Annotated in this window: 9 protein-coding genes; 4 read left to right on the forward strand and 5 right to left on the reverse strand. The window is 69.4% G+C overall.

What is annotated here, in order from left to right:
- Positions 1 to 98: 98 nt before the first annotated feature.
- The 3 genes from HF877_RS17340 to HF877_RS17350 are packed head-to-tail and all read right to left on the reverse strand — an operon-like array spanning position 99 to position 6,891.
- On the reverse strand, positions 99 to 4,253 hold the full coding sequence (locus HF877_RS17340; RefSeq protein ID WP_169622437.1) for a TIGR02680 family protein: 4,155 nt from the start codon (positions 4,251 to 4,253) through the stop codon (positions 99 to 101).
- The gene (locus HF877_RS17345; RefSeq protein ID WP_169622438.1) at positions 4,250 to 5,386 is read right to left on the reverse strand and encodes a TIGR02678 family protein; all 1,137 of its coding nucleotides are present in this window, start codon (positions 5,384 to 5,386) and stop codon (positions 4,250 to 4,252) included. The genes HF877_RS17340 and HF877_RS17345 overlap by 4 nt, the downstream gene beginning before the upstream one ends.
- Positions 5,383 to 6,891, reverse strand: coding sequence for a DUF2397 domain-containing protein (locus HF877_RS17350; RefSeq protein ID WP_169622439.1), 1,509 nt, complete (start codon positions 6,889 to 6,891; stop codon positions 5,383 to 5,385). The genes HF877_RS17345 and HF877_RS17350 overlap by 4 nt, the downstream gene beginning before the upstream one ends.
- 194 nt (positions 6,892 to 7,085) lie before the next feature.
- On the opposite strand from HF877_RS17350, the gene HF877_RS17355 reads away from it, so the two are divergent.
- On the forward strand, positions 7,086 to 7,577 hold the full coding sequence (locus HF877_RS17355) for a MarR family winged helix-turn-helix transcriptional regulator (protein ID WP_169622440.1): 492 nt from the start codon (positions 7,086 to 7,088) through the stop codon (positions 7,575 to 7,577).
- Positions 7,570 to 9,360, forward strand: coding sequence for a long-chain fatty acid--CoA ligase (locus HF877_RS17360; RefSeq protein WP_169622441.1), 1,791 nt, complete (start codon positions 7,570 to 7,572; stop codon positions 9,358 to 9,360). Before HF877_RS17355 ends, HF877_RS17360 begins: the two co-directional genes overlap by 8 nt.
- A gap of 47 nt (positions 9,361 to 9,407) precedes the next feature.
- Here HF877_RS17360 and malQ read toward each other — a convergent pair whose 3' ends face one another.
- Complete coding sequence (gene malQ, locus HF877_RS17365; RefSeq protein WP_169622442.1) at positions 9,408 to 11,534, reverse strand: 4-alpha-glucanotransferase; 2,127 nt, start codon at positions 11,532 to 11,534, stop codon at positions 9,408 to 9,410.
- Between the two features lie 62 nt (positions 11,535 to 11,596).
- Positions 11,597 to 12,985, reverse strand: a complete 1,389-nt coding sequence (locus HF877_RS17370; protein ID WP_169622443.1) for a hypothetical protein — start codon at positions 12,983 to 12,985, stop codon at positions 11,597 to 11,599.
- Positions 12,986 to 13,286: 301 nt separating this feature from the next.
- Here HF877_RS17370 and HF877_RS17375 point away from each other — a divergent pair, with 301 nt between their 5' ends.
- Positions 13,287 to 13,640 carry a helix-turn-helix domain-containing protein gene (locus HF877_RS17375; RefSeq protein WP_169622444.1) on the forward strand — a complete coding sequence of 118 codons (354 nt, stop codon included), beginning with the start codon at positions 13,287 to 13,289 and terminating at the stop codon, positions 13,638 to 13,640.
- A 41-nt stretch (positions 13,641 to 13,681) separates the two neighbouring features.
- On the forward strand, positions 13,682 to 14,125 hold the full coding sequence (locus tag HF877_RS17380; protein ID WP_169622445.1) for an SRPBCC domain-containing protein: 444 nt from the start codon (positions 13,682 to 13,684) through the stop codon (positions 14,123 to 14,125).
- Positions 14,126 to 14,148 lie beyond the last annotated feature (23 nt).

Genomic DNA, 14,148 nt, shown 5'->3' on the forward strand with positions numbered 1-14,148 from the left:
GTGAACTGACGACACTGCTAGACAGTGGGACCGGGACCGGGGCCGGGCGACGAGATCGCCCGGCCCCGGCCCGTGTCACGGCCGGGAAGAGCTCCGGGTCACGGGAGTGACGGACGCACGTGGCGCGTGCGACCGTCCCAGTGCACCCGCGTGGTGACCGCAGACCCGTCCTGGAGGCGGCGTACTTCGTAGATGTCGAGTGCCGGCACCCCCGGGACGCAGCCCCACAGGGCATGGCCGGTCATCACGAAGTCGATGTCCTGCCGTACGAGCAGCCCCATGAGCTCGCCGATGGTCGGCTCGTCGATCTTCGCGAACGCATCGTCGAGCAGAACGAGGCGCAGCGCCAGATCGGTATCGGGCAGTCCGGACAGGTAGCCGTCCGCGGCGGCGAACAGCGACACGTACGACACGAACCGGGTCTCGCCCTGGGAAATCTTGGCGCGCGTGGAGATCCTGCGTTCCTGATCGGGTTCGGGACCCAGGATCGTCACCTCGACCGTGTGCCACTGGCGGTAATCCAGCGCCTGCGACAGGTGCGTGGCGTATCCGGCCGACGGATCGGTGGCATGTGACGCTTCCACCCGGCGACGCAGCAGCTCGAGGAGTTCCTCGCTGTCACCCGGTGACCGCTCCCCGGTGAGCAGACGGGTCACCAGAGCCGCGTCCGCATCCTCGCGCACCGGGCGCCACGCGATGCGCACCCCGATCCCGTGGGTGGTGCGGCTGTCGGCCAGGCTGGTGTTCATCGCAGCGACAAGCTGTTCGGCCTGGGTGATCCTGCGGCGCAGTTCGTCGGCGACCCCGCCCAGCACGAAACCGGTGAACACGTCGCGTTCACGCTGGGACAGTGCACGACTCTCGTCCTCGACGCGCTTGGTGAGCTCGGCCAGCACACCGGTGGGTGTGGTGTCGTCGCCGACGCCGCCGATGTTCACCACATGCGCGGACTCGGTGACGGTGTGCCGGACCTCGAGACGATCGGAGATGTCGCGATCGAACCGCTGCAGCGCGGCGAGCATCCGGTTGTCGCCCGTCCCGGTGCTCGCGGGCAGCACGCTCAACAGTGCCTGTGCAGCGGTGCGCACGTGGTCGGGGTCGTCGAGGTGCGCGAGCGGCTCCGCCTGAATGTCGGCGGCTGCGGCGATTTCGGGGAGTTGCATCTGTGCCGACAGCCGGCCGGCCGCGGCGGCGAGTTCGTCGCGGTCGCGCCGGAGCCGCTCCCGCACGGCGGCGCACTGCTGAAGGACCTCCGCGACGGCCTTCCCGAGGTGCTCACGATGGGTCACGGTGCGTCGGCACTGTTCTTCGGTGCGCGCGCGTTCCGCGTCCGAATCGCGCAGCTCGCGAGCGAGATCGGCGGCATCGACGTCGAGTGCCTCCACCTGTGCAGCCACGACGGCTGCCTTGCCGTGCCACTCGTGCCAGCACGACTCGGCGTTCTCCTCTGCCTCGGCACGCACGTCGGACGCGGACGCGAAACGGTCGGTGGCCGCGGCGAGTCTGTCCCGTGCGGCAAGCACGTCACCGACATCTCGCGACAGATCCAGGCAGGTTCTCTCTGCGACCGCACAGGTCGAGACCACCGCTTCGAGGTCTGCCACGTCCCGCGGCAAGGAAAAATGGGTGCAGGTGGCTCGGTGGGTGTCGAGATCGGTGGACCATTGGGTCCGCAGTGTCGCGGCGTGCTTTCTGAGTTCGGCCGCGGCGGCGGCGCTGACCTGCGCGCGGCCGTCGGCCTCCCGGTACCGGTGCAGCGCTTCCTCCAGGGCTCCGGTCGTGGGAGCCGACGACGCATGAGCATGCACCCGGGCCCGGCTCGTGGCCGGATCGCCGCGCTCGGCGGTCCGGCGCTCGGCGGCGAGGTCGAGTGCCGCGAGGTCCGCGGTGATTTCGTCGAGCCGGATGCGCCGGAGGGCGGTGGCGGCGTCGCGGGCACCCGCGCCGATATAGCGCGCGGACTCGGCGGTGTGCCGGCCGCGCAGAACCCCGTTGTGCCATCGTCCGTCCCGCGACACCGACGCGACCGCAGCGGCGTCTTCGAACCCGATCGCGGACAGGACGGCCGTGATCGCGGTGAGCGGTACGTCCGTCTCGGGGGCGGGTACGAGCACCGTCGACAACGGTTGCCGCGGCGGTTCGCCGCGAGGCGAGACGAGGACCTGGCCGGTGTGCGCCCGGAGCCTGCCCTCGCCGTCCACGGTCGCGGTGAGGAAACCGGCGGCGAGCAGCGCCGCTTCGATGCCGATGCGGTCGTCTTCACCGAGGGTGTCGGCGAAGTCGACTGCCCGCCACAGCGGTACACCGTTGCTCGGCGACTGCCACGGCGCTCCCACGGGAGTCCCGTCGTCGGCGTCGAGTGCGTCGCGTTCCTCCGCCAGTGCCCGGCGCCGGGCGTCGTCGGCGCGGTCCTGCGGCGGCGCGACAGCGGTCTCGTCCAGCGCGTCGACGGCTGCCTCGGCCGCGAACGCCGGCAGGGCGCCGAGTTCCGAGAGGATCGGGTCGGCGTCTGCATCGGTGTCGGTGTCGGCGTCGGTGATCGACTCCAGATACGCCGACAAGCGGCGCATCAGCCCGACTGCGTCGAGATCCGGCAGGAGCGCGGACGTCGAGTCCGAGGTGAGCCACTCGCGCCAGCCGTGCCGCAGCGACAGTGCCGCGTCGTCGAGCCGGGTGGCGGCCTCGAACCGCTGAGCGGAGTCGCGTTCGGCTTCCCGGGCGGCGCGCTCGGCGGCTGCCTCCGCTTCGCGTACGCCGCGCCCCCACAGGTCGAGTCGCCGGGCCTCTCCCAGTCGCCGGGACGCCTGCTCGCGGCGACGCCGCGCCGCCGCGGCCGCGTATTCGGCTGCGGCCCTGGCCTCCTCGCATTGTTCGGGGACGAGCGTCGCCCGCGCGATCGTCGGTCGCGGCGCCGACTCGGGGGATGCGTCGCGGTCGGTGCGCACCGGGTGCAAGGCCGGCACTTCCCGGTCGACGTCCAGGCGGACGTCGGCGGGAAGTGCGCCGTGCGGGACGGTGGCGGCGGTGAGTTCGCGTTTCGCCAGCGCGAGGCGTTCGGTCGTCCGGTCGACCGCCGCGGACAACTCGTCCAGGAGTTCGCCGGCACGGTCTGCTTCGAGGCGCTCGTGGGTGCGCGCTCGCGTCGCCGCGGCGATCGCCTGATCCGCGGCGAGCCCGAGAGCGTCGACCGCGAGCTGACGTTGGGCAAGGTCGTCTGCGGTGCGGAACAGTTCGTGGGTCTCGAGTCCCCGCATCGCGCGCTCGAGTTCGGAGAGCTGATCGCGGCGCTCGCGCAGTCGTGTCTCGGCGGCGGCAGCCTGCGTATCGAGATCGGTGGCGTCGGCTTCTGCTGCTGCCAGTTCGCGCCGGGTGTCGGATACGCGGTCGGCCGCGGCGACCGCAGCGTCGGCGCTCGCGCGCAGCAGGTCGGCGGCGTAGCGCCGATACACCGCGTGGAACTGGCGCACGCGCGTCAGCGATGCCTCGAGCTGAGCCTGCGCTCGACGGCTCTCGCCGAGCAGATCGAGCTGACTTCCCGCTTCCACCAGCATGTTGTCGGCGAGCGGGGGAAGCGCATCGGAAAGGATCTGCGGCAGCCGGCCTTCGTCGATCCGGTTGCCCACATCGGGCGACCGCAATGTGTGGAGCAGTTGCAGCAGCCCGGTGTACCGGTCGCGGCCACCCTCGCCTCGGAGCCCGAAGACCAGGTCACGGACCGTGTCACGATGCCGGTCGGGTTCGCGGGTGAGCTTGTCCGCGCCGATCCGGGCGGCGAGATCGTCACGCGAAAGCGGAGCACGGAACTCGTCGACGAGCACGAGGTCGTGCCCGATCCGCAGGTCGGTGGTGAAGAAGTGCACCTCGCTGCGGTGCGCCGTGGCGCTGTACCGGATGTGCGCACCGATGGTGAGGTGACCGTTGGGGCGTGCCAACTCGATCCACAGATAACCGATCCGGTTGGTCTGTCCGGCAGCGCCGGTGCGCATCAGTTCGTCGAGGTCGACCTTGGCGGCGCCGGTCGCATCCATGCGTTTGCGGTCGGCGTCGAGAAGAAACGGCAACAGCATCTCGAGGGCACGCGACTTGCCGGATCCGTTGGTGCCCCGCAGGATCATCCGGCCGCCGGGCAACGTGAACTCGGTGTCGAGGTAGTGCCACACGTTGACGATTCCTGCTCGCGACAGTCGCCAGCGATGGGGATGGCGTACCGGAACGCTGTCGTCGTGGAGCAGAGCGTCGGAGGAGTGGGTCATGTGGCAGATCTTTCGGCGGCGGTGGGGCGGTAACGGGCGGCGGGGGCGGCCAGCATCAGTCCGTCCTCCGAGGGTCGGGCGAGGCCCAGTCGCGTCAGCAGCGACGTCACGTCGCGTCGGAGCAGCGGAACATCACGGACGTAGTCACGGCGCCACGTTCGTGCATGCGCCGCCACGAACTCACCCAGCAGGGCATCGAGGGCAGCCGTGTCGACGTGCAGGTCCGCACCCGGTTCGGTGTCGTAGCGGTCGGTGAGTTCGGAGACGAGCAGCAGCGCCGCCTGCTCGACCGTTCCCGCTCCTGGAAAGGGCGCGTCGGTGAGTTCACCGTCGGGGTCGTAGGCCAGGGCGCCTTCGGTGCGCACCTCGAGCACCAGGCCGAAGTCCTCGTCGAGCCGCCGGGTGAGCTCGGCCCGGTCGCGGACGAGCACGTCGACCGCGTCTGCGTCCAGGTCACGGCGAGCGACGAACGGGTCTTCCACCAGGCGGCGGTACAACCGGCGCGCCGCCGGTTCCTGCGCGGGCGACGCGACGATCGCCGCCGGTCCGGTGGCCTTGTGCAGCGGACCGGACATCAGATGGGGGAGCAGCGCCCGGTCGACCGTGAGCGGAACGTCGCCGGGGAGATCGTCGACGGCAGTGCCCTCGCCGCCGGGTTCGGTGAGGACGCCCCACTCTTGGAGCGTCTGCAACGCCGACACCAGGTGCCGACGCTCCGACAGCGTGTCGCCGAGCGCGATTCCGTGTTCGTCCGCGTCGGCGCGGATCTGGTCGACGAGGTGCGAGACGAGCACGCGGTCGTCCGCGCCGGGCGCGAGCAGGGCAGCGCAGACCAGTGCGAGGTACATGTAGGCGGTGGCCCCGAACTCGTCTCCGTTGCCGCGACGCACGGGCCGGCTCGGGGCCGAACCGTCGAGCGGTGCTTTCGTCAGCCGCGCGAACGAGGTGTCGACGACGAGTGTGTATCCCAGTTGCTCCGCGAACATCGACTTCAGAGCCGTGGCGTGTCGCCGTACCAGTTCGAAGGTGTCGGGGTCCTGCGCCGCGGTGAGGATCGGCTGCTGGAGCAGTACCCGGGCCGCATGCCGGCGGCCGGTGGTGTCCTGGGCCACCGTGCCCGTCGTTGTGGTCACTCCGTACCTGTTCTCTGCGAGTCGGTGTCGGTCTGTGCACGGGTGCCGGTCGGTGCACGGCTGGCGGGCACCGAGGCCCGCAACGAGAGCGCGTGCACGGTGAGGTCACCGTCGGGGCAGTGCACCACCGTGTCGGGCCCCGGTTCGGCGGTGAGGGAGAGACCGAGGTCGTGGTCGTCGACGCGTGCGGGGCTGTCGAGCGACCGCGAGCGGGCCAGCAGTTCCCCGAGCGCGTCGAGCAGCAGGGTGCGGGCGAGGTCGGAGACATGTGCGCCGTTCAGGTCTCCCGCATCGCACAGTTCCTCGACGGCCGCGGCCCGCTCCTGCGACTCCTGGGTCGCGAGCGCGTCGGCACGTGTGCGATCGGGCGTCGGATCGGGAATGCGCGCCGTGCGTCCGCGGGGGGAACGGTCGCCGCGTTCGCGGAGCGAGACCGGAACATGCACGGGATCGGCGTCCCACCACGACGTGCCCGGCCCGACCCGGGGGTCGGGTTCGTCGGGGCCGAGAAGAAGATGCCGGCTGGGGTAGGCGCCGAAGGTTGCCGCGAACAGGCGGTGCGCCTGCTCGTCGGAGGATTCGGCGAACCATCCGGCGAGCCGCAGCAGGTCGGCGCGGTGGGAGAAGCCCGGTGTGGCCGACGTGAGTCGCCGCGTGTGTACCAGCAGGCGGGTCAACGCGTGCGCTGCCGCGTCCCGCAACCGGCGCGGTCCCGAATCCTCGTCGTACCACCGGGCGAGTTCGTCCCAGTCGCTGCGGGTGCGCCCCGGCGACCGCACGACACCGGCCGGGTCGGGCAGGCCTGTGCCGGGCAACGCGGCGAGCAGCAGGTCCAGCCGGGGTGCCAGATCGCGCAGCCGGGTGGCGACGAGCGGAGCGTACTGCGCGACATCCGAGGTGACGACGTCGAGATACTCGAGCAAGACGAGCTTGAATTCGGTGTAGTCGTCGTCGGACAGGTCCAGCCGGGCGAGGACCCCGCCGAGGTAGGTATAGAAATCGGCGACGCTCTCGGTGAACATCCGGTGGTGTGCGAACACGCCGGAGACGTGGCCTGCGAGCGCGTCGGGATCGGCGACGGAACCCGAGTCTCCGACCAGGGCGTCGATCAGGACGAGCGCGTCGGCGATGCGCCCGAGCGACTCGCGTGCCACCTCGCGCGCGCCGTCACGCGACGACAGCACCGCGGCGGCCTCCCGGTGCACCCGGGCTCCGGGAACGGTGGTGCGATAGCGGGCGCGGGCACGGACGTAGTCGGTGACGGCGCTTCCGCCGGTGTCGCGTCCCGACGCCGCGAGATTCCCCCAGTGGACGAGCCGGCGGCAGCGCGCCTCGACCACGTCGGCGTGCAGCGGGGTGCCCGTGGCGGCGAGGGCCGACGCGATGTCCGCGGCGGACAACTCGGCGAGAAGGAGACCGGAGAAGCAGTCCATCACCGCGGTGTAGTCGTCGGATTCGTCGGCGACCAGATATCGGAACAGGTCTCGGCCGCCCCCATCACCCATCCGAACCTCCCTGCACGTGCGCCGTCACGGTAGGGACAGGCTAGCGGTGCGGACCGTCCCGGTATCGGTCGCCCGGCGGCGCCTCGAGAAGCGTGACAACGGTCCAGGCCTGCTCGCGCGCCGGTCGTGGACGGATCACAGGGACGGGTCGTACCGATTAGTGTCGCAGCACACCCCGCGCCTATAGTTGCCCTGTGCAACACGAGTGGCAGGCCGGGACGCCGGCCGAGACCGAAGTGGCGCAGGTCTACGACGAGTTCGTGCACCTCGTCCGCTTCCTGACAGCCGGGGAGCGCGCACACGACAGCGCGCTCAGTCTGGCTCAGCACTCCCTGCTCGGATTCATAGCCCGCCATCCGGGCTGCCGTGCCACCGAGATCTCGGAGACCTTCGGCGTCAACCGGTCCACCGTGTCCCGCCAGGTGCGCAACGCGGTCGAGGCGGGGTGGGTCGAGGCCATGGCAGGCCCGGTCAGGACGGGTAACCCCCTGCGCTTGACCGACCGCGGCCGGGCGATCCTCGACGACACCGTGCTGCGCAGGCACGGCGAGATCCGGGCGGGTCTCGCCGGATGGGAAAAGGACGATCTCGACCGGTTCGTGCACCTTTTGCACCGCTTTCGAAGCGGCGTCGAGTGGGGCACCACCCGGACTCCCGACCAGAACGATGGAGATATCAGTGCGTGAGTACTCGACCCCTGCCCAGTACACCATCGGTGAGGACGAGTCCGTGGTCCACACGGTCTTCGAACATGCGGAGAAGACCCCGCACCGAGTGATGTATTCGCGCCCGGTGGGCGACGAATGGATCGGTGTGACCGCGGGTCAGTTCGGGGAACAGGTCAGCGGCGTCGCCAAGGGCCTGATCGCCGCCGGCGTCCGCCCGGGTGACCGTGTGGCGCTGCTGTCCGCGACCCGGTACGAGTGGTCGCTGTTCGACTACGCGATCTGGGCGGCCGGTGCGGTGTCGGTGCCGATCTACGATTCGTCGTCGACCGAGCAGATCCGCTGGATCCTCGAGGACTCCGAGGCGTGTCTGGCCATCGTCGAGACCCCGCGTCACGAGGCACTGTTCGTCGGCATGCCCGAGACGCTGCGGCGTGTCGTGCAGATCGAGGCGGACGCGGTCAACACGCTGCTCGCCGAAGGTGCCGACGTCGACGATGCGGAACTGAAGGCGCGTCTGGCGGGTATCCGCTCGGCCGACCTCGCCTCGCTCGTCTACACCTCCGGCACCACGGGTCGGCCCAAGGGCTGCATGCTCACGCACGCCAACTTCCTGTCCGAGGTCCGCGCGATCCTCACCTCGTCGGTAGGCGCGGTCGCCAAGCCCGGAAACCGCGGCCTGACCTTCCTGCCGCTCGCCCATGTGCTCGCTCGCGCGGTCTCGCTCGCGTTGTTCGAGGCGGGCGCGGCGCAGGCCCACTGGGCGGACTTCTCGACCGTCTCGGGACAGTTCACCCGGTACTCGCCGAACATCATCCTCGGCGTTCCGCGGGTCTTCGAAAAGGTGCGCGACGGTGCCGCGGCCAAGGCCGCCGCCGGCGGCAAACTCAAGGGTGCCATCTTCGCGTTCGCCGAGCAGACCGCAGTCGAATACAGCGAGTCGCTCGACCACGGCGGCCCGACGTTCACCCTCAAGGCGAAGCACGCGCTGGCCGACAAGCTGGTCTTCTCGAAGCTGCGCGAGGCGATGGGTAACCAGTGCTGGTACGCCATTTCGGGTGGAGGGGCACTGAGCCCCAAGCTCGGCCACTTCTTCCGTGGCGTCGGCGTTCCTATCTACGAGGGTTACGGACTGACCGAGACCACCGCCGCACACAGCGTCAACACCCCGGGCGCCCAGAAGATCGGCACCGTCGGTCAGCCGATGGGCGGCAACAGCGCGCGCATCGCCGCCGACGGGGAGATCGAACTCCGCGGCAACGTCGTGTTCAACGGGTACTGGCGTAACGATGAGGCCACCGCCGAGGTGTTCGACGACGGCTGGTTCCGTTCCGGAGACCTCGGATCGATCGACGACGAGGGATACGTGTCGATCACGGGCCGCAAGAAGGACCTCATCATCACCGCCGGAGGCAAGAACGTCTCGCCCGGGCCCCTCGAGGACCGCATGCGGTCGCACACCATCATTTCGCAGGCGGTCGTGATCGGAGACGGACGGTCGTTCATCACCGCGCTGCTCACCGTCGACCCCGACGTCTTCGAGAACTGGAAGACCGAGAACGGCAAGCCGTCCACCGCGACGATCGCCGATCTCCGCCACGATCCGGCTCTCCGCGACGCTCTGCAGACGATCATCGACGACGCGAACACGATGGTGTCGCATTCGGAGTCGATCAAGAAGTTCGTCGTGCTCGAGCGGGATCTGACCGAGGAATCCGGCGAGCTGACGCCGACGCTGAAGATCAAGCGCAATGTCGTCACCGAGCGGTTCGCCGCCGATATCGAGGCGATGTACCGCAAGTAGTCTCCTGCCGTGCAGCCACCCGGTCCGAGGATCGGGTGGCTGCACGGTCAGTCCCGAGCGGTAGCGGGCGGTGAGAGTGCCGCTGCGAGTGCGGCGAAGCGCTCGTTGCCCGCGAGATCCTCGAGCAACACCGCCTTGCCGTGCTCGTCGGCGAGCGGAATCCGCCAGTTCGGGTACTCGTCGACGGTGCCCGGCTGGTTCTGACTGCGTCGTTCGCCCACAGCGTCTGCAAGCGAAAGCCCCAGCAGCACAGAAGGACTGGTCGCGATCAGGCGATGCAGCGACTGCACAGTGACCGCGTCGTCGGAGTCGTCCTCCGACACCGGGAACCCGTGTTCCCTCGCGAGCCGCAGCACCGCATCCCGTGCGACCGCTTCGTCGGCCAGTTCCGTCTCGAGGTCGCGTTCGAGCAGTCCGAGCGCCGACCGCAACGTGATGTGCTCGGCAGCAAGGTAACCGGACGTGGGCGGCAGGTCATGGGTCGTCACGGAGGTCAGGCACAGCCTGCGGTAGGTCTCGGGGGAGCGAGGGGTGTCGCCGTCCTTCTCGAACCACAGGATCGACGTGCCCGCGATTCCGCGCCGGGCCAGATACTCCTGCACCCACTCCTCGAACACACCGAGATCCTCGCCGATCACCACGGCATCGGCACGCTGCGCCTCGAGCGCGAGAATGCCGATCAGGGCCTCGTGGTCGCTCCGTACATAGGCGCCGTCCGCGGGGGAGAAGCCTTCCGGGACCCACCACGTACGGAACAATCCGAGGATGTGATCGACCCGGACACCTCCCGCGTGACGCAGTGCCGAGCGCACCACATCGCGGTACGGAAGGTAGCCCACCTCCGCGAGTCGGTCCGGCCGCCACGGTGGCTGATTCCAGTTCTGCCCGTTGCGATTGAAGTCGTCCGCGGGAGCGCCGCCCGTGACGCCCGAGGCGAGCACATCACCCAGGGTCCACGCGTCGGCGCCGTCCCGGCGCACACCGACCGCCAGGTCGTGAACGATCCCGATGTCGAGCCCGGCGGCGCGAGCGCTGTCCTGTGCGTCGGTGAGCTGCTCGTCGCACACCCACTGCAACCACCGATAGAAATCGATTCGGCCGGCAAGTTTCTCCCGGAGTTCGCCGACGCCCGGGGCGTCGGGGGACGGCGCGCGGGTGAGCCATTGCGACTTCCGGGAGCCGAACTTCTCGGCCAGCGCACACCACAGTGCGAAGTCGTCGAGCGCCGCTCCGCCCTGGGCGCAGAACGCGTCGAACCGTGCCTGCCGCGCGGGGCCGCGAGGCACCCGGTACACATGCTCGAGCATGTCCAGCTTCGCCCGGTACGTGGTGTCGCGGTCCAGTTGCGCCGCCTTCTTGTTCACCTTCGTGAAGCGGGCTGCGCTCTCGTCCAGCTTGGCGCGGTGCTTGCGCGGCAGATACGCGGTTTCGGGGATGTTCTCGACCCGCACGTACAGCGGGTCGACGAACCGGCGGGACGACGGGAGATAGGGCGACGGCTCGTGTGGCGGGACCGGCTCGGCGGCGTGCACCGGATTGACCAGGACGAAATCTCCGCCGTGCCCGCCGGTGACGGCCGCGAGGTCGGCGAGATCGGCGAAATCCCCGATACCCCACGAACGGCGTGACCGTACCGAATACAACTGCGCCGCAAGGCCCCAGCGTTGCTGTTGCAGGATTCGGTCGGCTGTCGCCAGTCGCACCGGCGTGACGACGAGTGTCGCCGTGCTCTCCACGTCGTTGCTGCGCGCGTGCAGCGTGTGCCAGCCGAGGGGCAGGCGGGGCACCGCGAAGGTGGCCCGGCCGACGAGCCGGTCGTCGACGAGACGCGGGTCGACCCAGATGTCGAGTTGCTCGACGGCGACCTCACGGCCGTCCTCGTCGACCACCCACACCGACACCGGGTCGCCGTGCGGGACGTGGACGGGAAAGGTCCGTTGTTCGTTCTCCGTGACCACCAGGGATGGCGGCAGCATCTGCCGCCACGGCCGGTCGGGTACATCGGCGAGCGAGGCCGAGATCTGCTCGGGAGTGGCGGCGGGAACGTCCAGCGCTGCCAGGATCCGTTGCAGCGTGCGGTCCGAAACATCGTGCTCGTCGCCGTCCCAGCCGACGTAGGTCGTGGAGATCCCGTGATGGCCGGCCAGTTCTCGTAGATTTTCCGTCGACGTCACGATGTCGAATCATGCCAGCAAGCCGGGCCGGTCGCAGACGCAGACCCGGTAGCTGCCGACGGTCAGTCGCCGAAGCCGTCGAACAGGGTGGGTTCGTCGGGGTTGTCGAACAGGGCGGGCTGGTCGGGCGGGAGCGGCTTCGAGCGGGGCGCGCGCTGCTTCGGCTCGTCGCCCTGTCGCTCGAGGAGTTCGAGTGCGGCGGTGAGCGAGCGGCCGGTCAGCTCCCACTGGTGTGCCTTGGCGTCCGCCTCGGCCACGCCGTCGTCGTTCCCGGAGGCAGCGCGCGCGAGTGCTTCACTCGCCCAGCCGACCTGCTGTTCGTTGCTCATGTCGAGGAACGCCTGCAGGTGCTCGGACTCCCAATCGCCGATCGCGGCGACCGTCCTCGTGGGGATTTCGACCTTGCCGTCGAGGTGGAAGTCGCGCAGTGCCAGCAGTGGCAGCGGAAGATCTTCTTCTCCCGCGGGTGTCCACGGCGGATCCTCGAACGATTCGGGGACACACTCGTGGTCGGGTTCCTGTTCGCGCAACGGCATGCCGCCGACGTGCGACGCGAACGCGTTGTCGACGGTTTCGAGGAACTGTGCGAGCCCGTCGAGTGCGGACACCAGGTGCGCGGGTACGAACGGTGACGCGGGCAGGTGGTTCACCACGGCGAGACGGTCGTCGACGAGGACGAATTTCTGGTGGGGCCAGCGCCGATTGAGATCGGACGCCACTTCCGCCGCCCGGGTGCGGCCGGTGATGGAATGGACGATCGGGGCGAACAGGTCGACCGACGCGCCACCCGGACCGACGCCGACGAACACCAGCACTCCGTCGATCTTGAGAATCAGATCGCCGTCCTCGTCCCAGGCGGGGCACTCGCCGATGCGGTCGTGCACGGTGGATTCGATCAGCTCGCGGATGTGGTCCTCGCTCACGGGTTCGACGGCCAGTTGGGAAAGCACCGCCGGGCGGCTCTCGGCCCGTGGCCCGGCCGGCTCGAACACCGGTGTGCGTCCCGCGCCGAACGTCTCGGACCGCAGGAACAACGGATGCGGCACGCCCCAGACCTCGCGCAGCGCACGGACGGACAGTTCGGCGAGCTGATCGGCCCACGCCAGCGGCCGGTCGATCCAGAACGCGGGGGATCCACCGTCTTCCGGGTCGTCGGCGCCACGCGACGGCGCGTGCAGCCCGAGTTCGAGCAGCAACGCCTCGTCCTCCGGGCGCAACCTGCGGTCGTCCGCGAGATGGGTGTTGGACGGCACCTCGCACCGCACCTGGTCTTCGTCCCATGCGTAGAACTGCACGCACGGCCCGGCGGGCCCGGCCGACTCCTCTGCGAGAGGCTCGAGTACCAGGCCGTCGCCGTCCTGCATGGCGGCGACGTGGTCGGCCAGTCGCGCGCGGAATTCCCGCCACGCCAGATCGACGTCGCGGTCGAAGCGGTTGTGCGCCTCGGCCATGTTCGGCCCCCTTCCTTGCTCCGGTCCCTTCTCAGGGCTTCGACCCGTGCCAAAAAACACTAGTCGCCCCTACCGACACCGCGCTCGGCACACCGCACCGACCGCACCGCTCCTGGCCGGACCGGCGGGAATGGGAGACAGGCAACCCGACCGGTGCGCAACCGATGGTTGCACTGTAGTGAGGGAAGGGCTAGCGTGATGTGCAACCACCAGTTGCATATGGAGCATGTATGGACAGAAAACCGGTTGCCGTCGAACTCGCCCCGTTCGGGGCCGAGACAGGCTGGGGGACTGTCACTCCATGAGCGTGTCGGTCGACGACGATCTGTGGTCGGCGATAGGGGATCCGACCCGTCGGCGGTTGCTCGACCTGCTCCTGACGGAGGGCGAGGGCACCGCAACAGGTCTCAGCGAACATCTCCCCGTGACCCGGCAGGCCGTCGCAAAACATCTCGGTGTGCTGGACCGGGTCGGCTTGGTGCACGTCGCGCCTGCCGGGCGGGAACGCAAGTACCGGGTTGACGAGGTGCAACTCGCTCGCGCAGTCGCGCAGCTGTCCTCGGTGGGGTCGGGGTGGGATGCCAGGCTCCGGCGCATCAAGCGGGTCGCCGAGGCTCTCGAGCGTGAGACGGACCGGAACGGCACATCGCCGTGACGTGACGGAGACGCAACAACACCGGAAAGGAAGTACCCGAAATGGTAGACATCCTGCACAGGGTCGGGATCGAGGCGCCGGTGGCGCAGGTCTATGCCGCCCTGACCACCGCCGAGCGGCTTGCCGGCTGGTGGACGACCGACACCCGAGGTGACGGCGACGACGTCGGCGGCACGCTGCGATTCCGGTTCGGGGCCGGAGGATTCGACATGAAGGTCCTCGAACTCGATCCGGATACGCGGGTGCTCTGGGAGGTGATCGACGGACCCGAGGAATGGATCGGCACACACGTGTCCTGGGACCTCGAGCAGGTCGGCGACTACACCATCGTGCTGTTCGGCCATCGGGGCTGGAAGGAACCGGTGGAATTCATGCACCACTGCAGCACCAAGTGGGCACTGTTCTTGATGAGCCTGAAGTCGTTGATCGAAACCGGCACGGGCACTCCGGATCCCCACGACGTCAAGATCGACAACTGGAACTGACGTCTCTCTCGTCCCGTACGGCG

Origin of the sequence: Rhodococcus sp. BL-253-APC-6A1W, assembly GCF_012843405.1 — a bacterium.
Lineage (GTDB): Bacteria > Actinomycetota > Actinomycetes > Mycobacteriales > Mycobacteriaceae > Rhodococcus.

Coding starts and splice junctions, on each gene's coding strand:
- HF877_RS17340 (WP_169622437.1), bottom strand. CDS start 4,253: ATGACCCACTCCTCCGACGCTCTGCTCCACGACGACAGCGTTCCGGTA.
- HF877_RS17350 (WP_169622439.1), bottom strand. CDS start 6,891: ATGGGTGATGGGGGCGGCCGAGACCTGTTCCGATATCTGGTCGCCGAC.
- HF877_RS17370 (WP_169622443.1), bottom strand. CDS start 12,985: ATGGCCGAGGCGCACAACCGCTTCGACCGCGACGTCGATCTGGCGTGG.
- HF877_RS17375 (WP_169622444.1), top strand. CDS start 13,287: ATGAGCGTGTCGGTCGACGACGATCTGTGGTCGGCGATAGGGGATCCG.
- HF877_RS17380 (WP_169622445.1), top strand. CDS start 13,682: ATGGTAGACATCCTGCACAGGGTCGGGATCGAGGCGCCGGTGGCGCAG.